Below are 16,960 nucleotides of genomic sequence, written 5' to 3' on the forward strand. Positions count from 1 at the left end.
GTGATGCGCGGTCGGCGCGTGCGCCGTTTCACCGCGTCGTTACCGAATTCGGGCGGGCGAACTGTGCAGTTTGCGTAGTTGCGCACCGGTGTGTTGTCGCGACGCGCCAGCGGTGCTTGCCTTGAGGCATGTTCACCGAGGCCCAGCTGTATTCGCCGGTGACGCGCGAGAGCGACGGCGACGTCACGGTGCACCTGTGTGACGACCACCCCGGCATCAACGACGAGGACTACCGCGCAAGACGCAACGCCATCGCCGCGCTCGCCCTCGACTACCAGCCCGGCAACCCCGTCCCGCACATCGACTACACCGACGATGAGCAACAGGTCTGGCGGATCGCCTCGGCCGAGTTGGCCCGCAAGCACGAGGCGTACGCCTGCCGTGAGGTGCGCGAAGCGGCCGCGCGGCTCGCCCTGCCGCACGAGCACATCCCCCAGCTCGACGAGGTCTCGCGGTACCTGCGTCCGCTCACCGGATTCCGGTATGTGCCCGCCGCCGGGCTGGTTCCACTGCGCGAGTTCTTCGGTTCGTTCGCGGACCGCACGTTCCACTCCACCCAGTACCTCCGTCACCATTCGGCGCCGCTGTACACACCGGAACCGGACGCGATCCACGAGATCATCGGCCACGCCAATCAGCTGGCGAGCCCGCGCTTCGCGGGTCTGTACGAGACCGTCGGCGCCGCGGTCGCCCGGCTGGAAACCGATGTCGCGCTGAAGTTCCTCGCCGATGTGTTCTGGTTCTCGCTGGAATTCGGCGTGGTTCGCGAAGACGGTGAGATCCGTTGTTACGGCGCCGGTTTGCTGTCGTCGTACGGCGAGATCGAGGAATTCCGGCAGGCGACGCTTCGCCCACTCGACGTGGCCCGAATGGGTACCATCAGCTACGACATCACCCATTACCAGCCGGTACTGTTCTGTGCCGATTCGGTGGATCAACTGGTGGACGTGCTCGGCGAATTCTTCGCGACCATGGACGACGACACTCCCGCTCGACTCGGCCGCAGCACCCACTCGATCTCATAACCAGCTGGAAGCTGTTGGCGCAGAATACAGTTGGCAATTTCGCGCGTCCCACATGATGAGACCCAGTGGGCGCGCGCAAAGTCGCGGCGGTAGGTTCGACCCGTTCTTCAAGCTTTGCGAAAGGGTCGGGTAGACCGAATATGACTGTGGACGTGACTGATACGCAGGCCGATCAGAATCCCGAGCCGGAGGCCCCGCTGTGGCTGCAGGGCCGCGAGGCCGTGATCGCCGCGGCGACCCCCGACCAGTGGCGCGGCAACGTTCCGGACTACGAACTGAGCCACGAGGTGATTCCGCGCGAGCGCGTCGCCCAGCACGCGCCCGGTTCGCTCGAGGCCATCGTCGAGGACCTGGTGAAGGTCTTCGAGATGGAGGTCTCGCACAAGGCCGACCCCGCCACCTGGCTGTCGGTGGTGGCCGAGCAGTACCGTGGCCGGGTCAACGGCGGTGTGTGGCAGGACGCGGAGGAATTCGCGCGGATCGGCAGCTACAACATCCTGATCGGCGACAACCCCTACTACGAGTCGGCGAACGAGACCTTCGAGTCCTCGCACAAGATCTTCCACACCGCGTTCCCCGGCGGCTTCTTCTGGGAGGTGCTCGAGGTGCTGTCGGGCCCGCCGACGGTGAGCTTCCGCTGGCGGCACTGGGGCAAGTACGACGGCGAGTACAAGGGCCACCAGCCCACCGGTGAGCAGATCGAGATGTACGGCGTGACCATCGCCCGCGTCACCGAGGACCTGCGCATCGTCGAGCTCGAGCACTTCTACGACAACAACCAGCTGCTCGGCCCGCTGGCGCACGGCTGCCCGGTGCGGCACGGCAAGACCGACTAGGAGGTCGTCGGCCTGTCGTCGTCGAACGGCAGGCCCGCCTCGAGCAGGTCGAGGGCGTGGCCGACCTTGGTCGCGTCGACCGGTCCGGTGGTGACGATGCCGAGCATCGCGCCGACCATCGCCCCCGCCGCCACCCGCACCTCGAAGTCGTCGACGGGGCGGCCGGTGTAGTCGCCGAGCAGTTGGGCGGCCAGCTCGATACTTCGCTGGAATTCCAGGCCGATCGCCGAACGCAGCTCCGGCAGGTGGTACAGCAGCTTCTGCCGTTCCTGTTCGAAGGCGGCGTCCTCGGCCGACATCGAGGCGTACACCGCGTCGGTGGCACGCCGGACCGCGGTGAGCGGATGCAGGCCGCGCGGTTGCGCCGCCAGCGCCTCGATCATCATCGGGTCCTGATCGTCGGCGATGACCAGCTGTTCCTTGGTCGGGAAGTAGCGGAAGAAGGTGCTCGGGGAGACCTCGGCGGCCGCGGCGATCTGTTCGACGGTCGTCTCGGTGTAGCCCTGCTCCCGGAACAGGCGGAACGCCTCGAGCCGGATGGTTCGACGGGTCCGCTCCTTCTTCCGCGCGCGCAACGACGTCTCAACCGACATGCAGCGATTCTGCCGCATCGTCGGCTGTCACGGAGTGGCGCCGCCCGAAGGCCAGCGCCACCAGGACAGCCGCGAGCAGGCATCCCACCGCGCACACGCCGAGCATGGCGTCCATCCCGAGCACAAAGGCATGGCGCACCTCGGCCAGCGCGACGGGGTCGTGCACGGTCGCCATGACCCCGGCATTGACCCCGTCGGAGATCGGCGGACGGTTCAGCTCGCCCAGATCCGCGCGGTAGACGGTGGCGAGTACCGTGCCGAGCACGGCGACGCCGATGGTGCCGCCTGCCTGCCGAAGTGCCTGTAGCAGAGCCGAACCCGATCCGGATCGTGCGGTGTCGAGTTCACTCATCGCCAACCCCATGGCGGCTGGCATCACCATTCCCATGCCCGCGCCGAGGATCGTCGTCCACGTGGCGGTGAGTCCGTAACCACTGTCGACGCGGGTGAACGTGCCGAGGCCGATGCCGACGGTGAGCACGAGGAAACCGGCGACGAGCACCGCCCGAATCCCCCAGCGCGGCAACAGCAGATCCACCAGCCTGCTGCCGACCACCAGCCCGCCGATCATCGGTAGCAACCGCAGTCCGCTGCCGAGTGCGTCGACGCCGAGGACCGCCTGGAAGTACTGCGGGACGGTGAAGAACATGCCGAACATGGCGAAGCTGACCATCAGCGAAATCGCGGTGCCCCAGCGGAATCCGGACGACGCGAAGAGCGCCGGATCGATCAGCGGATGCGCGACCCGCCGCTGCCACCATCCGAACACGGCGAGCGCACCGAGACCGGCGACGATCACGGCCCAGGCCACCGCGTCGTCCCATCCGTGATCGCCGATCCGGATGAAACCGTAGGTCACACCGAGCATCCCGAGCGCCGCCAGCATCGCGCCGGGCAGGTCGATCCGAAAGGCCTTGTCACCGCACGACTCCGGCACGAGAAAGATGACCGCGAGCGTGCCGAGGACCACCAGCGGCACATTGATGAGGAAGACCGAACCCCACCAGTAGTCACGCAGCAGCCAGCCGCCGACGACGGGACCGAGCGGCAGCCCGAGGGCGGTTGAGGTGACCCACACTGTGAGCGCGCGTTGGCGTTGTCCCTGGTCGGTGAACAGCGCCGGGATCACCGCCATCGACAGCGGCATCATCGCGGCGGCCGCGACGCCGAGCACCACGCGCGCGGCGATGAGCTGCCCGGCGGTGGTCGCGAAGGCGCAGCCGAGCGAGGCGAGGCCGAACAGGACGAGCGCGGCCAGGAGGACCTTCTTGCGTCCGTAGCGGTCGCCGAGCGCACCCGCGGGCAGCATCAGCGCGGCGAGGGCGAGGGTATAGGAGCTGCTGAACCATTGCAGCGCAGCGGTATTCGCGTCGAGGTCGACGGCGAGAGTGGGCAGGGCCACCGTGAGCACGGTGACGTCGAGTCCGATCGTGAGCATCGCGACGGCGAGCGCGCCGAGCGCCAGCCAGCGACGGGTGTCATCGGTTCGCATGTCTCCTCCAAAATGAAAGTAACTGTCATTTGTTAGTAACTCCCATTTAGTAGTGAGTGTCAATAGGTGCGTGGGCTCGGCGCGAAATCGATGTGACGGCTCGCTAGGCTCAGCGCTGATGAAGATCCGCGAACACGGCGTGCGCGCCGCCTGCTTCCTCGGCGTCGCCGCCACCGCGGCCGCTCTCACACTCGGTCCCGCACAGGCCCAACCCAGCCCCACCGGCTCGACCACCACCCCGTTCACAACGCCGAACACCGACAGCTGCCCACAGAAGACCAGGCCACCGGCCCCGATCGACTCCTCGGAGGTCCCGGCGCCTGGTGACCCGACCCCGAGCGCCCTGCCGATTCCGGACAAGCCGATCGGCGGCGAGCGGCTCGGCGCATGCGGTGTGGTGCTGCCCGAAGGCGCCCCGCCCCTGCCCGCCGACATCTCGGCGACCGCGTGGATGGTGTCGGACCTCGACACCGGGCGCGTGCTGGCCGCGAAGGACCCGCACGGCCGCTACCGGCCCGCCAGCACCATCAAGGTGGCACTCGCCATCGTCGCCCTGCGCACCCTCGACCTCGACAAAGTGATGATCGGCACCCAGGCCGACGCCGATGTCGAGGGCACCAAGGTCGGCATCGGGCCCGGCGGCCGCTACACCAACCGTCAGCTCCTCCAGGCCCTGATCATGTGTTCGGGCAATGACGCCGCACATGCGATCGCCACCCAACTCGGCGGCGACAAGGCCGCCGTGGCGAAGATGAACGACCTCGCGAAGTCCTTGCGCGCCATGGACACTCGCACCGCCTCCCCCTCCGGCCTCGATGGTCCCGGCATGAGCACCTCGGCCTACGACCTGTCGGTACTCTTCCGGGAGGCCATGTCGATCCCGCTGTTCGCCGAACTGATTCACACCGAACAGGTCGATTTCCCCGGCTACCCCGCCGACCCGAAGATCCCCGGCGACGAGGACCACCCCGGCTTCCCCATCGGCAACGACAACCAGCTGCTCTACAACTACCCCGGCGCCATCGGCGGCAAGACCGGCTTCACCGACGACGCCAGGCAGACCTTCGTGGCCGCCGCCGAACGCGACGGCCACCGCCTCGTCGTCACCCTGCTGCAGGCCGATGTGCGGCCCATCCGCCCCTGGGAGCAGGCCGCGCGCCTGCTCGACTACGGGTTCACCCTCGACTCCGACACGCGCGTCGGCAAGCTTCCCGAAGTGGGCGACGACCTGATCCAGCCGAGCGTCCCGCTCGCCTCACCGCCGCCACGCGCCGACGGCACCGAGCCGGAGGTGTCGCGCCCCGCCCACGAAGGCGTGCGCGTCGCCGCCCTGGTCGCGGGCCCGGTCCTGATCCTCGTGTTGCTGCTGTCGGCCCGCCGCGCCTGGCGCAGGCGCTGAGTTACCGGCGTCGGCCGAAGACGACGAGGGCGAGCGCGGCGAGCGCGCCCGCACCGAAGGCGGCCGCACCGGCACCGGTCGACAGGTTCTTGTCGACCACGCGCGGCTGGATGACGACCGGGGCGGGCGGGGCGATCTCGGTGTGATCGTTGTCGGACGACGTCGCCGCCCAGGCGGTGGCGAACAGCAGGATGCGGAAGGTGATGTAGCTGAACACCATCAGGCCGATGATCGAACCGAAGGTGGCGCCCGCCGGGCTCGACAGGACCATCCGCAGGTAGATGGCGGCGACGAACTTGAAGATCTCGAACGCCACCGCGGCGATGGCCGCCGCCTTCGCCGCGCTGCGCAACGACACCGGTTCGCGTGGCAGCCGGGCGATCACCCAGGCGAACACCGCCCAGGTGGCGAGCAGCCCGAGTGCGATCGACACGATCGACAACACCACCGACGCGCCGGGGACCCCGTCCAGGCCCACCGATTTCAGCAGCTTCGCGGCGAGCCCGCTGTTGGCGACCGTCGACAGGCCGAGCGACACGACCAGCGCGAGGAACAGCCCGAGCAGGGCACCGAGGTCCGACAGCTTCTCCCGCCACCACGGCTTGTCGGGAGTCTGGGTCTCCCACTGCTCGGTGAGCGCGGCACGCAGGTTCGCGATCCAGCCGAGCCCGGTGTACAGACCGGTCAGCAGACCGAGCACACCGACGGTTCCGCGCGAATCGATGGCCTGGTTGATGAGGTCGTTGATCTGCTCACCGAAGGAACCGGGCACCTTCTCGATCACCTTGTCCTGCAGTTCGTTCAGCAGGTCCGGCTGCCCGACGAGGATGAAACCCGCGATCGAGAACGCGACCATCAGCAGCGGAAACAGCGACAGCACAGTGAAGTACGTGATGCCCGCGGCGAAGTAGTCACCGCGCTGACGCTGGAACCGCCCACCGGCCCGGACCAGATGATCCAGCCAAGGCCTGTTCTTGACCTGCTTCTCGACGGTGGCCGAGATGTTGTCGATCAACTGCATGACACGCGCCCCTCTTCAGCCGAAACCTCAGGTGCGCACCGGGTCAGCGAGCGAGGAAGCCGACCCGGTCGTACACCTGGGCAAGTGTGTTGCCCGCGATCTCACGCGCCCGCTCGGCCCCGGCAGCCAGGATCCGGTCCAGCTCTGCCTGATCCGACAGATAGTCCTTCACCTTCTTCTGCACGGGCGTCACGAATTCGACCAGCGCGTCGGCCACTTCGGCCTTGAGCTCACCGTAGCCTTTACCCGCGAAATTCTGTTCCAAGCTGACGATGGGGGTTTCGGTGAGCGAGCTGAGGATCACCAGCAGATTGCTCACCCCCGGCTTGGTGTCGGGGTCGTAGACGATCTCGCGGCCGGTGTCGGTGACGGCCGAGCGCACCTTCTTCGCGGTGACCTTCGGGTCGTCGAGCAGGTTGATGAGCCCGGCGTCGCTGGCGGCGGACTTGCTCATCTTCGCGGTCGGGTCCTGCAGGTCGTAGATCTTGGCGGTGCCCTTCACGATGTGCGGTTCGGGCACGACGAAGGTCTTCTTGAAGCGGGTGTTGAAGCGCTGGGCCAGGTTTCGGGTGAGCTCGAGGTGCTGGCGCTGGTCCTCGCCGACGGGCACCTGGTGCGGGCGGTAGAGCAGGATGTCGGCGGCCATCAGCACCGGGTAGGTGAACAGGCCGACGGTCGCGTTCTCGGCGCCCTGCTTGGCGGACTTGTCCTTGAACTGGGTCATCCGGCCCGCCTCACCGAAACCGGTGATGCAGCTGAGCACCCACGACAGCTCGGCGTGCTCGGGCACCTGGCTCTGCACGAACAGGGTCGACTTCTCGGGGTCGATACCGAGGGCGAGCAGCTGGGCGACGGCCGCTTTGGTCCGACCGCGCAGCGCCTTCGGATCCTGGCTCACGGTGATGGCGTGCAGATCGGGGATGAAGTACAGCGCGTCGTAGTCGTCCTGCATCGTCACCCAGTACTGCAGCGCACCCAGGTAGTTGCCGAGGTGGAAGGAGTCGCTGGTGGGCTGGATGCCCGACAGCACCCGCTGCTTACGTTCGGCCGTCGCGGCCGGGGCAGGACTGGACATGCCCCAATCTTTCCACGGCCCTCAAGCTGGATTTCGCTGCACCCAGTTGCGCGGATCGACACCCGGCATGCTCGGCTTCCCCTGCCGGATCATGTGCTGTTCGCGGCGGGCGAGCAGCTGATAGGACGGCGTGCTTCGCCCCGCGAGGGTCCCGGCGAGCAGGCGCGGTGCCAGTGGCGGCGCGAGGTGCGCGGTGCGGATGCTGCGGCACAGGGTGCGATGGGCGAGCTCGTCGGCGAGGTCCCACCGGATGCCGTACATCCGCCGGATACGTGCGGGCAAACTGCCCTGGACCAGCAGATACAGCGCGCTACCCACCTGTTCGACGGGTGGGCGCAGCCGGTAGGCCTTGCGATGACCGGCCAGATAGGAGCCGACCAGCTCGGCTTCGTCGGTGAGGAACGGCTCGGTCGAGTCGAGATAGTCGTCGAAGTAGCGGCGGAAGGCCGGGTAGTCGGCGGGCGCCGCCGTGCGCGGCATGCCGAACAGCTCACCCCACCGCACGTAGTCCTGGTAGAGGTCCTCGCGTTCGGTCGCGGTGAGTTCGCGGACCAGCCGGTCGTGCATCACCTCAGCGGAGTCGAAGGTGAACGCCATGGTCATGAACATCAGGTGCGGATCGAGCGCCGAGTAGGGGGTGCCCGCGTGATGGTGCGGGCCCGCGTCCTCGGGCAGGGCGCCCACCACGCGCTCGTGCTTGCGCCGGGTGAAGGCGAGGGCCCGGTCGGCCTCGGCCTTGCTGCCGAGGAAGACCGACTCGAACAGGGCACCGGTGACCGCCAGTCGGGTGTAGGGCGTCGCGCGGTGGCCGGTGTGCTCGCTGGTCCCGACGAACAGCAGCGGGTGGACCGCACCGATGACCAGGGCGCGCAGACCGTAGGTGACGCCGACCGCGCGTTTGCTCATCACCCTGCGGATCATCGAATCGTCGGCGAAATATCCGGGTTCGCCCCACCGTGCGGTCATGTCGCGCCTCCTCGTCGAGTGCATCTGGCAATAGAATCCACCAGAATTGGTAATCTGGCAAGACTCTCTACCAAAACATCCGCGAGTGAACGGGGCAGCACAATGGAGCCCGTGGCTGCACAACGGACATACGGGGGCGTCTCCGCCGAACAACGCCAGGCGCAACGCCGCGCGGCGCTGCTGGACGCGGCGCTCGATCTCGTCGCCGAGGACGGGCAGGCCAAACTCACCGTCGCCGGGCTGTGCGCCCGCGCCGGTCTCAACGAGCGCTACTACTACGAGAATTTCGAACGGCGTGAGAGCGTGCTCGAAGCACTGCTCGATCGCATCGCGGAAGAACTGGCCGCCGCCATCATGACCGCCTTGGCGGATGCGCCCCCCGACAGCCGCGCCCAGGCGAACGCCGCCATCGAGGCGGGTGTCGCGGTGCTGATCGATGACCAACGCAAGGCCCGCGCCGCACTCATCGCGGGCATGGCCACCCCCGAGCTCCGTGCGCGCACCGCCCGCACGGTGCGCGCGTTCGCCCGGCTCGTCGCCACCGAGGGCAGCGGCTTCTACGGCGGCGACGTGCCACAGAACCTGGTGGACTTCCGGGCGATCTACCTGGTCGGTGGCCTGACCCAGACCCTGACGACCTGGCTCGCGGGCGAGATCGACCTGACCCGCGCGGAACTGATCGATCAGATCACCGACGTTTTCGTCCTACTCGGTGACGACCTGGCCGGTCGCTATCGCTAGGCCCCATCGACAACTGTCATTCCCAGGCGCAGTTCGGGCCGAAGCTATAGCACGGCTCCGAGGAACCGTTGGCCAGCCAGCCGATCGCATAGCCCAACACCGAATTGATGTCCTGATTCAGCAGCCCCGATCCGCTGTCGGCGACCGGTTGCGCGAAGCCCTGCCGGGTGCTCGCGGGCCCGGTCGGCAGGCACGTATCGAGCATGATGCCGTCGCACGGCTGCGAGGACCCGAGCCCGAGCGCCTGGAACAAGGCGGCACCGGGGAAGTCCTCGGTGGAACCGACCGCAGGGCCCGCTACCGGCGCGACCGCCGCTCCCGCCGCCGCGATTCCGGTGCTCGCCGCCATGATCGCGGCGACAACGCCGACGCCCGCCAGTACTCGCTTCATCGTGTTCTCCTCACCGGCGGCCACAGATCGGCCGCACCGGCGGAACGTTATGCGAGCTGGTCAGCCGACGGGAGACGCCAATTCCCTCGGCATCATCCGATGATCGCTACCGCGCCGAAGGTGACCGGGTCACCCTGGAGGACGACGCGGAAGATCACGTCGCGGCGTGCCCAGTAGGCGGCGCAGTCGCGCATGGCCGCCTCGAACCAGGCGCGTTCGGTCGGCTCGTCGGCCAGCAGGTCGTCGGCGGTGCGGACCACCGCGACGTAACCCGGCGCGTCCCCGACGAAATCGTCGAGGTCACGCAGGCATTCGTCGAAGGCGTCCTTGTTGGCGCCGAAGTAGTACGGGAACTGGAAGGCGGCCGCGAACTCGTCGAACAGGGTGGCGATATCGCGCATCTTGGTGCCGCGTAGTTCGCGCACGCGGTAGTCGGCGGGGGCGTCGTCACGGATGGCGCTGAACTGGTTGGCATCCACCGCCATGGCACCGAGCACCGGTGCGTCGGTGGCGGCGGGCGTCCCGGCGGTGGGGCGGGCAAGGAACTGCGACAGCGTCATCGGCATCAGCGCATCCTCGTGAACGTTTCGTAGTGGTCGCCGGTGTACCAGGCGCTGCCATCGCTACCGGTGACGATGCGTTCGGCATCGCGGCCCCGGTTGCGCTGCTTGGGATTCACATCCCACTCCTGATACTTCACCGGATTGCCCGCCGAATCCTTCGGCGGGAGTTTGGTTCCCCGGTTCATGAACTGCTCACCACCCTTGGTGCCGGGCGCGTTCGCGGAATCGGGCCAGCGCCCCGCGTCGATCTCGACGAGCGTGGCATAGGCCCGATCCGGCACCCCCGCCACCTTGGTGACCGGCGCGGCAGACGGATTCGCCGAGGGTTTCGCCGCAGGCGCAGCAGGTTTCGGCGCCGTGGACGACGCCACCGCACGGGTCGTCGTAGCTGCGGTCGTCGTATCGGAACCACGACCACCGAACAGAGTGAGACCGAGCGCGGCAAGGACAAGAACAAGCCCGCCGAGCAGACCGAGAGTTTTCCGTGAGATGTTCATCAACAAGCTTTCGAGAAAGTTTGCGGGTTCAACCGAGGACAGATGTTCAATCGCTACCCACAGTCGCTCGTCGCTCTCGGCATACCGATCAGCCTTCTCCAGAGCGCATTACCCGATACTGTGGTCGACCACTGTATCTGCCGACACAACAGACACTCGCACTGCCACGTCGTGAGGCAGATTCGCCACAGTACGCCGACGCCGATCCACGATTCACACTGGACCGATACGGCTTTCGGAGAACCCGGCGCGCACGAACACCACGAAGTGTGAGTCAGCCCACCGTTAGTTATAGTCGAACATATGGTCGAGACAGTGCGCTATACCTACCGCCTGCGCCCAGGCGCCAAGGTCGAACGCGCGCTTCTCGACGAGTGGCACCGCTGCCGGTTCCTGTGGAATGAAGCCGTCCACCAGCAACGTAGCGGAGACAAGCCCACATTCTGCAAGCTCTCGAAGCTACTGACGTCGGCGCGCGCATCGACCGCTTGGCTACGCGAAGGGTCGCATGTTCCTCAGCAACTGACGCTGCGTACGTACGCGCTGGCACTCGATCACTCCTACCGAGTCGCCGGTCGTGGGCGCCCGAAGGTCAAGGCGAGGAAGAAGTCGCTACCGTCGCTGGAATACACGACCCGCGGTTTCACGATCCGTGACCGACGGCTGCGGTTGGCAGGCGGGCTCATCGTTCCAGTTGTGTGGTCGCGCGAACTGCCGACACCACCGACCTCTGTTCGTGTGTATCAGGATTCGCTGGGCCACTGGTACGCGTCTTTCGTGGTTCGACGTGATGTCGAGCCACTCCCCCGGGTTGCTCGCCGGATCGGCATCGATTGGGGTGTCACGACGACGGCTACAACTACTGACCCCGCCTATGACCTACCTCATGCCGGATACCGGCGCAGGTGTGCCGCAGAACTCGCGAAGGCCCAACGGAAGATGGCGCGCCGCAAGCGTCCGCGCGGGGCTACGCCGTCCAAGGGGTACCAGCGGGCGAAGCGACAAGCTGCGCTACTGCACAAGAAGGCGGCACGACAGAACACACATGCAGCTCGTGTGTGGGCACGTCGTGTCGTCGCCGATCATCAAACGATCGCGGTCGAGGACTTCAAGCCGAAGTTCCTGGCCCGAACCACGATGGCGCGTAAGGCGGCTGATGCCGCGATCGGTGCGGCGAAGCGGGAACTGATCGAGTGTGGCACGCGGGCCGGCCGGAAGGTGGTGTTGGTCGCGCCCGCCTACAGCACTATGACGTGCTCCGAGTGCTTCGCGATAGCCAAGCTGCGACTCGAGCTCGCCGAACGGACCTTCCGGTGCGCAAGCTGCGGCCATACCGCAGACCGTGACCGCAATGCTGCCAGGGTAATCCTGGCCACGGTAGATCTCGACCGTGCTGATGCTGACGACGTAAGACGCTGTCCGAGCCCTCTCCAGGGAGCGGGTGACGCAGTCCGAGTCAGGAATCCCCGGCATCAACAGCGGGGAGGAGTTAACGGTATTGCACAGTAACCGGCGCGTGGTCCGACCAGCGCTGGTCGTAGGTGGGGGCGCGTTCGACGACGGCTTGTTTGGCGCGGTCGGGGAGTTCGCCGCGGGCGAGCTGGTAATCGATTCGCCACCCGGAGTCGTTGTCGAAGGCGCGGCCTCGGTAGGACCACCAGCTGTAGGGGCCCGCGACGTCGGGGTGTAGGGCGCGGACGACGTCGACGTAGCCCGAGGCGAGCAGGTCGGCGATCCAGGCGCGTTCCTCGGGCAGGAAGCCCGCCGACTTCTGGTTGCCCTTCCAGTTCTTCAGGTCAACCTCGGCGGGGGCGATGTTCCAGTCGCCGCTCACCACGAACTCGCCGGTTCGGGTCTTCAGGTAGGCGCCCAGCTCGGCCATGAAGCGGTACTTCTCGTCCTGCTTGGGCGTGTTCTCCTCGCCCGAGTGCACGTACACGCTCGCCACCGTGAGCTCGCCGAAGTCGGCCTCGAGATAGCGGCCCGACGCGGCGAACTCGGTGCTGCCGAAACCGATCCGCACCGCGTCGGGCGCGCGGCGCGACAGGATGCCGACACCTGCGCGCCCCTTGGACTCTGGTTCGGCATGGGTGAGCACCCACCCGGCCGCGAGTGCGGGAGCCAGCGCGGCGGCGGTTTGCGCGTCGGTGGCCCTGGTCTCCTGCAGGCAGACGATGTCGGCTTCGGTGGCTTCGAGCCAGGCGAGCATGCCTTTGGTCGCCGCCGCGCGGACTCCGTTGACGTTCACGGTCGAGAGAATGGTTGCCACGAATAGGACCGTACATCGGCGGGTATTCCCGCACGTGCAGGGGAACTGTCCGAGGGTGTGACCGTTGTGATCACTCGGCACGGCAACACCACGCGATCGGCGGTCCTCCGCGCTACCCTCGAGTGAGCACATGCTCCCGGGACACTGTCGTCCAGGAAGGGGTGATGACGATGACGTCACGCACCGCCAAGTCCTCCGCCCGCCCGGAGCCGATCGCGGCTCTGCACCTCGGGTCCGGCGACCCGGTGCTGCTGCTGCACGGATTCATGTTGTCGCCGCACTGCTGGGAGCAGGTCGCCCACCGCATGGCCGCGCACTGCGAGGTGTACGCGCCCGCGTTCGCCGGGCACTGGGGTGGGCCGAAGGTCGAGGGCTGGACGCTTGACGTGTACGCCCTGGCCGACCAGATCGAGGACCAGCTCGACGAATTGGGTTGGCGCACCTGCCACATCGCGGGCAATTCGCTCGGCGGCTGGGTCGGCCTTGAACTCGCGCGACGCGGCCGGGCACGCACCCTGACCACCATCGCGGCGGCTGGCGGGTGGGCCTCGCCTTCGATCACCCAGATCAGGATCGGCGCCAAGTTCGCCTCGCTGCTGCCGTTCGTCGCGGTGGGCAGGCGTCTCGGTGACGTGGCGATCAACAACCGGCTGGTGCAGCACGCCACGGCGCTGCTGCTGACCAAACGCACCGGCGCGGTGCCACGCCGCGACCTGGCGACAACGCTGCTCGCGGCCCTGCACTGCGACGTGATCGTGCCGCTGATCCTCGGCAGCCTGCGCGCGCCCGGCATGGACGACCTCGCCGAATTGCAGACACCCATCCGCATGCTGCTCGCCGAGTACGACCGGATCATCCCCAACAGCGTCTACGCCACCCACTACCTGCGCGAACTGCCCGCGTCGGCGGATCGCATCCTCGTACACGGGGTGGGGCACGTGCCGATGCTGGAGGCCCCCGACCGGATCGCGACGCTCATCGCCGAGCACATCTACGCCAGCCGGGGGCACCTGCGCGCGGTGTGATCAGCGCGCGAGCAGGCCCTTGGCGATGTGGGTCACCTGGATCTCGTTGCTGCCCGCGTAGATCATCAGCGACTTGGCGTCGCGGGCCAGCTGTTCGACGCGGTACTCGCTCATGTACCCGTTGCCGCCGAACAGCTGCACGGCCTCCATCGCCACCTCGGTGGCGGCCTCGGAGCAGTACAGCTTCATCGCCGAGGCCTCGGCCAGGCTCGGTGGCTTGCCCGCCTTGCCGCGCTCGAGGGTGTTGAACACCATGTTGCGCACATTGATCCGCGCGACTTCCATCTTGGCCAGCTTGAGCTGGATCAGCTGGAACCGCCCGATCTCCTGACCCCACAGCGTGCGGTTGCGCGCGTAATCCACGCAGAGCCGGTGACATTCTTCGATCACGCCGAGTGCCATGAATCCGACACCGATCCGTTCGGCGGTGAAACTCGCTCGGGCGCTTTCCCTTCCGTCGCCGCCACGGTGGTCCTCGGTCTCGCCGAGCAGCCGGTCCTTGCCGAGGCGCACGTTGTCGAAGAACAGCTCACCGGTCGGCGAGGAGTGCAGACCCATCTTCTTGAACGGTTTACCCTGGGTGAGGCCTTCCATGCCCTTGTCGAGCACGAAGGTGAGCACCTTGCGGTCGCGTTTGTCGGCGCCGTCGCCTTCGTCGAGCTTGGCGTAGACGATGATCACGTCGGCGCACGGGCCGTTGGTGATGAAGGTCTTCTGGCCGTTGAGGATGTAGTCCGCACCGTCGCGTTCGACGCGAGTCTTCATGCCGCCGAACGCATCCGAGCCCGAGTCGGGCTCGGTGATGGCCCAGGAGGCCACCTTGCGCAGGGTGACGATGTCGGCGAGCCAGCGCTGTTTCTGGGCGAGGGTGCCGCGCGACATGATGGTGGTGGCGCCCAGGCCGATGCTCACACCGAGCGCGGAGACCAAACCCATACACACGCCGGACAATTCGCTGATGAGCACCGCCATCATCGACTGCTGATCACCGAACGGGCCGCGCGAGCTCCCGCCGCCACCCTCGCCGCCCGCTTCTTCCTTGGCGAGCATCTTGGTGACCATGTCCTCGGACATCGTGTCGATGCCGAACTGGCTGAACAGCTTGCGCAGGATCGGGTACGGCAGCATCTCGCCGCTGTCGAGGGCGTCGAGATTCGGGCGGACCTCCTTGTCGATGAAGGCCCGCACAGCATCGCGGATCATCAGATCGGTCTCGGACCACTCGAACACTGCTCGCTCCTGACGCTCGTCCCCTGAGCAAAAACATACATGCGTGCTTGTTTTCGCGGGGCCGTTTCGGTGACCCCGGTCACCATCGCGGTGCGTAACAGCGGCGTAACGAATCGGAAAATACCTGTCTACATCCGTGCACGACCGTCGGTGAGTCGGGCGAATTCGCGCGGCAGCGGATGAAGGAGAGAGCTGAATGGCCGGAGCAGATACCGCCGCCAAAGAAACACTCGAGGACTACACGCTGCGTTTCGCCCCACGGAGTTACCGAAAATGGAGCCCGGCGGTGGTCGGAATCTCCGCGCTGGGTGGCATCGCCTACCTGGCCGATTTCGCGATCGGCGCCAATATCGGCATCGCCCACGGAACGGGAAACGCCCTGATCGGCATCGGTATCTTCGCCGTCGTCGTGATGCTCACCGGATTTCCGCTCGCCTATTACGCGGCGCGCTACAACATCGATCTCGACCTGATCACGCGCGGTAGCGGTTTCGGTTACTACGGGTCGGTGATCACCAATATCGTCTTCGCGTCGTTCACCTTCATCTTCTTCGCGCTCGAAGGTTCGATCATGGCCCAGGGCCTGGAATTAGGGCTCGGAATTCCGTTGTGGTTGGGGTATCTGGCCTCGACGGTGATCATCTTCCCGCTGGTCATCTACGGCATGAACACCCTGGCCAAGTTGCAGGTGTGGACCACGCCGCTGTGGCTGTTGCTGATGGTCGCGCCGTTCGGGTTCCTGCTGGTGCGCCACCCCGAATCGGTCGGTTCGTTCTTCGCCTACGGCGGTAAGGACGGCCAGGGTGTGAGCGTGTCCGGTGCGCTACTGGCCGCCGGTGTATGCCTGTCGCTGATCGCCCAGATCGCCGAGCAGATCGACTACCTGCGCTTCATGCCGCCGCGCACCCCGGAGAACCGGGTCAAGTGGTGGGGCTGGATGCTGCTGGCGGGGCCCGGCTGGGTGCTGTTCGGTGCGGCCAAGCAGGTCGTCGGCCTGTTCCTCGCGGTGTACCTGATCGCGAATCTGCCTGCGGCGCAATCGATCGCTAACCAACCTGTGCACCAGTTCCTGGAGATCTACCGGGACATGGTCCCCGGCTGGCTCGCCATGACACTCGCGGTGGTACTGGTGGTGATCAGCCAGGTGAAGATCAATGTCACCAACGCCTACTCCGGGTCGCTGGCCTGGACCAACTCCTACACCCGCGTCACCAAGACCTACCCCGGTCGTCTGGTGTTCCTGGTGGTGAACCTGGTCGTCGCGCTGATCCTGATGGAAGCCAACATGTTCGACTTCCTCAACAGCATCCTCGGCTTCTACGCCAACTGCGGCATCGCCTGGATCGTCACCGTCGCCACCGACATCGCGGTCAACAAGTACCTGCTGAAGATCTCGCCGAAGGTGCCGGAGTTCCGGCGCGGCATGCTCTACGACTTCAACCCCGTGGGGCTGGTCGGGTTCGGTCTCTCGGCGGTGCTGTCGATCATGACCTTCTTCGGCCTGTTCGGTGAGCTGCTGAAGCCGTATTCCCCGCTGGTCGCGGTGCTCGTGTCGTTCGTCGCCACCCCGCTCACCGCGCTGGCGACCAAGGGCAAGTACTACCTGCGCCGCTCCGACGACGGCATCGAGGCGCCGATGTTCGACGAACACGGCAACCCCTCGGGCGAACTACTCCCCTGCCACGTCACCGGTCTGGAGTTCGAGCGTCCCGACATGATCGCCTCGGCCGTCCCCGGGCCCGAGGGAGAAATCCAGTACATCTCCTCGCTGGCCTTGTCGACGGACAAGCACGGTGTGCACCTGCTGCCTCGCCAGCACTGATCCGTCATCGAAGGC

General features: G+C 66.7%; 17 protein-coding genes. 7 read left to right on the top strand and 10 right to left on the bottom strand.

Annotated features, from left to right (window positions below; all coding sequences use genetic code 11):
* Positions 1-128: 128 nt before the first annotated feature.
* Both NC7_RS11335 and NC7_RS11340 read left to right on the top strand, forming a co-directional pair.
* Complete coding sequence (locus NC7_RS11335; protein ID WP_067981718.1) at positions 129-1,025, top strand: phenylalanine 4-monooxygenase; 897 nt, start codon at positions 129-131, stop codon at positions 1,023-1,025.
* 152 nt (positions 1,026-1,177) lie between these two features.
* Positions 1,178-1,861 carry an ester cyclase gene (locus NC7_RS11340; protein WP_236573281.1) on the top strand — a complete coding sequence of 228 codons (684 nt, stop codon included), beginning with the start codon at positions 1,178-1,180 and terminating at the stop codon, positions 1,859-1,861.
* On the opposite strand, the gene NC7_RS11345 is transcribed toward NC7_RS11340, so the two are convergent.
* Both NC7_RS11345 and NC7_RS11350 read right to left on the bottom strand, forming a co-directional pair.
* On the bottom strand, positions 1,858-2,454 hold the full coding sequence (locus NC7_RS11345; RefSeq protein WP_067981726.1) for a TetR family transcriptional regulator: 597 nt from the start codon (positions 2,452-2,454) through the stop codon (positions 1,858-1,860). The two genes, NC7_RS11340 and NC7_RS11345, sit on opposite strands and share 4 nt — an antisense overlap.
* Positions 2,444-3,946, bottom strand: coding sequence for an MFS transporter (locus tag NC7_RS11350; protein ID WP_067981728.1), 1,503 nt, complete (start codon positions 3,944-3,946; stop codon positions 2,444-2,446). The genes NC7_RS11345 and NC7_RS11350 overlap by 11 nt, the downstream gene beginning before the upstream one ends.
* A 118-nt stretch (positions 3,947-4,064) precedes the next feature.
* Here NC7_RS11350 and NC7_RS11355 point away from each other — a divergent pair, with 118 nt between their 5' ends.
* Positions 4,065-5,345: a D-alanyl-D-alanine carboxypeptidase family protein gene (locus NC7_RS11355; RefSeq protein ID WP_067981730.1), complete on the top strand. Its 1,281-nt coding sequence runs from the start codon at positions 4,065-4,067 to the stop codon at positions 5,343-5,345.
* Between the two features lies 1 nt (position 5,346).
* Here the strand turns inward: NC7_RS11355 and yhjD are convergent, their stop codons facing one another.
* From yhjD to NC7_RS11370, 3 genes are read right to left on the bottom strand one after another with little or no spacing between them, the layout of a single operon-like run.
* Positions 5,347-6,366 carry an inner membrane protein YhjD gene (gene yhjD / locus NC7_RS11360; RefSeq protein WP_067981733.1) on the bottom strand — a complete coding sequence of 340 codons (1,020 nt, stop codon included), beginning with the start codon at positions 6,364-6,366 and terminating at the stop codon, positions 5,347-5,349.
* Between the two features lie 43 nt (positions 6,367-6,409).
* Positions 6,410-7,441, bottom strand: a complete 1,032-nt coding sequence (gene trpS, locus NC7_RS11365; RefSeq protein WP_067981735.1) for a tryptophan--tRNA ligase — start codon at positions 7,439-7,441, stop codon at positions 6,410-6,412.
* 21 nt (positions 7,442-7,462) lie between these two features.
* Entirely contained in the window at positions 7,463-8,407 is a 945-nt protein-coding gene (locus NC7_RS11370; RefSeq protein ID WP_067981738.1) for an oxygenase MpaB family protein, read from the bottom strand.
* Positions 8,408-8,509: 102 nt separating this feature from the next.
* On the opposite strand from NC7_RS11370, the gene NC7_RS11375 reads away from it, so the two are divergent.
* Positions 8,510-9,148 (top strand): TetR/AcrR family transcriptional regulator, encoded by a 639-nt coding sequence (locus NC7_RS11375; protein WP_067981741.1) that lies wholly within the window; start codon positions 8,510-8,512, stop codon positions 9,146-9,148.
* A 16-nt stretch (positions 9,149-9,164) separates the two neighbouring features.
* Here the strand turns inward: NC7_RS11375 and NC7_RS11380 are convergent, their stop codons facing one another.
* The 3 genes from NC7_RS11380 to NC7_RS11390 all read right to left on the bottom strand — a co-directional run bounded on the left by NC7_RS11380 (position 9,165) and on the right by NC7_RS11390 (position 10,599).
* Entirely contained in the window at positions 9,165-9,539 is a 375-nt protein-coding gene (locus tag NC7_RS11380) for a hypothetical protein (protein WP_157101939.1), read from the bottom strand.
* Positions 9,540-9,631: 92 nt separating this feature from the next.
* A complete protein-coding gene (locus NC7_RS11385; protein WP_067981746.1) occupies positions 9,632-10,105 on the bottom strand; it encodes a barstar family protein in 474 nt (157 codons plus the stop codon).
* Positions 10,105-10,599 carry a guanyl-specific ribonuclease gene (locus NC7_RS11390; RefSeq protein WP_067641336.1) on the bottom strand — a complete coding sequence of 165 codons (495 nt, stop codon included), beginning with the start codon at positions 10,597-10,599 and terminating at the stop codon, positions 10,105-10,107. Before NC7_RS11390 ends, NC7_RS11385 begins: the two co-directional genes overlap by 1 nt.
* A 303-nt stretch (positions 10,600-10,902) precedes the next feature.
* On the opposite strand from NC7_RS11390, the gene NC7_RS28460 reads away from it, so the two are divergent.
* A complete protein-coding gene (locus NC7_RS28460; protein WP_236573279.1) occupies positions 10,903-12,108 on the top strand; it encodes an RNA-guided endonuclease InsQ/TnpB family protein in 1,206 nt (401 codons plus the stop codon).
* Here NC7_RS28460 and NC7_RS11395 read toward each other — a convergent pair.
* Positions 12,089-12,868, bottom strand: a complete 780-nt coding sequence (locus NC7_RS11395) for an exodeoxyribonuclease III (protein WP_157101940.1) — start codon at positions 12,866-12,868, stop codon at positions 12,089-12,091. The genes NC7_RS28460 and NC7_RS11395 overlap by 20 nt on opposite strands.
* 164 nt (positions 12,869-13,032) lie before the next feature.
* Here NC7_RS11395 and ephH point away from each other — a divergent pair, with 164 nt between their 5' ends.
* The gene (ephH, locus tag NC7_RS11400; protein WP_236573277.1) at positions 13,033-13,893 is read left to right on the top strand and encodes an epoxide hydrolase EphH; all 861 of its coding nucleotides are present in this window, start codon (positions 13,033-13,035) and stop codon (positions 13,891-13,893) included.
* Here ephH and NC7_RS11405 read toward each other — a convergent pair whose 3' ends face one another.
* Positions 13,894-15,123: an acyl-CoA dehydrogenase family protein gene (locus NC7_RS11405; RefSeq protein WP_067981748.1), complete on the bottom strand. Its 1,230-nt coding sequence runs from the start codon at positions 15,121-15,123 to the stop codon at positions 13,894-13,896.
* A 196-nt stretch (positions 15,124-15,319) separates the two neighbouring features.
* Between NC7_RS11405 and NC7_RS11410 the strand changes: the two genes are divergently transcribed.
* Positions 15,320-16,945 (top strand): purine-cytosine permease family protein, encoded by a 1,626-nt coding sequence (locus NC7_RS11410; RefSeq protein WP_067981750.1) that lies wholly within the window; start codon positions 15,320-15,322, stop codon positions 16,943-16,945.
* Positions 16,946-16,960 lie beyond the last annotated feature (15 nt).

The sequence above is a fragment of the Nocardia caishijiensis NBRC 108228 genome (assembly GCF_001612825.1).
Taxonomy (GTDB): domain Bacteria; phylum Actinomycetota; class Actinomycetes; order Mycobacteriales; family Mycobacteriaceae; genus Nocardia; species Nocardia caishijiensis.

Coding starts and splice junctions, on each gene's coding strand:
- NC7_RS11335 (WP_067981718.1), top strand. CDS start 129: ATGTTCACCGAGGCCCAGCTGTATTCGCCGGTGACGCGCGAGAGCGAC.
- NC7_RS11345 (WP_067981726.1), bottom strand. CDS start 2,454: ATGTCGGTTGAGACGTCGTTGCGCGCGCGGAAGAAGGAGCGGACCCGT.
- NC7_RS11350 (WP_067981728.1), bottom strand. CDS start 3,946: ATGCGAACCGATGACACCCGTCGCTGGCTGGCGCTCGGCGCGCTCGCC.
- NC7_RS11355 (WP_067981730.1), top strand. CDS start 4,065: ATGAAGATCCGCGAACACGGCGTGCGCGCCGCCTGCTTCCTCGGCGTC.
- yhjD (WP_067981733.1), bottom strand. CDS start 6,366: ATGCAGTTGATCGACAACATCTCGGCCACCGTCGAGAAGCAGGTCAAG.
- trpS (WP_067981735.1), bottom strand. CDS start 7,441: ATGTCCAGTCCTGCCCCGGCCGCGACGGCCGAACGTAAGCAGCGGGTG.
- NC7_RS11370 (WP_067981738.1), bottom strand. CDS start 8,407: ATGACCGCACGGTGGGGCGAACCCGGATATTTCGCCGACGATTCGATG.
- NC7_RS11375 (WP_067981741.1), top strand. CDS start 8,510: ATGGAGCCCGTGGCTGCACAACGGACATACGGGGGCGTCTCCGCCGAA.
- NC7_RS11380 (WP_157101939.1), bottom strand. CDS start 9,539: ATGAAGCGAGTACTGGCGGGCGTCGGCGTTGTCGCCGCGATCATGGCG.
- NC7_RS11385 (WP_067981746.1), bottom strand. CDS start 10,105: ATGCCGATGACGCTGTCGCAGTTCCTTGCCCGCCCCACCGCCGGGACG.
- NC7_RS11390 (WP_067641336.1), bottom strand. CDS start 10,599: ATGAACATCTCACGGAAAACTCTCGGTCTGCTCGGCGGGCTTGTTCTT.
- NC7_RS28460 (WP_236573279.1), top strand. CDS start 10,903: ATGGTCGAGACAGTGCGCTATACCTACCGCCTGCGCCCAGGCGCCAAG.
- ephH (WP_236573277.1), top strand. CDS start 13,033: ATGACGATGACGTCACGCACCGCCAAGTCCTCCGCCCGCCCGGAGCCG.
- NC7_RS11410 (WP_067981750.1), top strand. CDS start 15,320: ATGGCCGGAGCAGATACCGCCGCCAAAGAAACACTCGAGGACTACACG.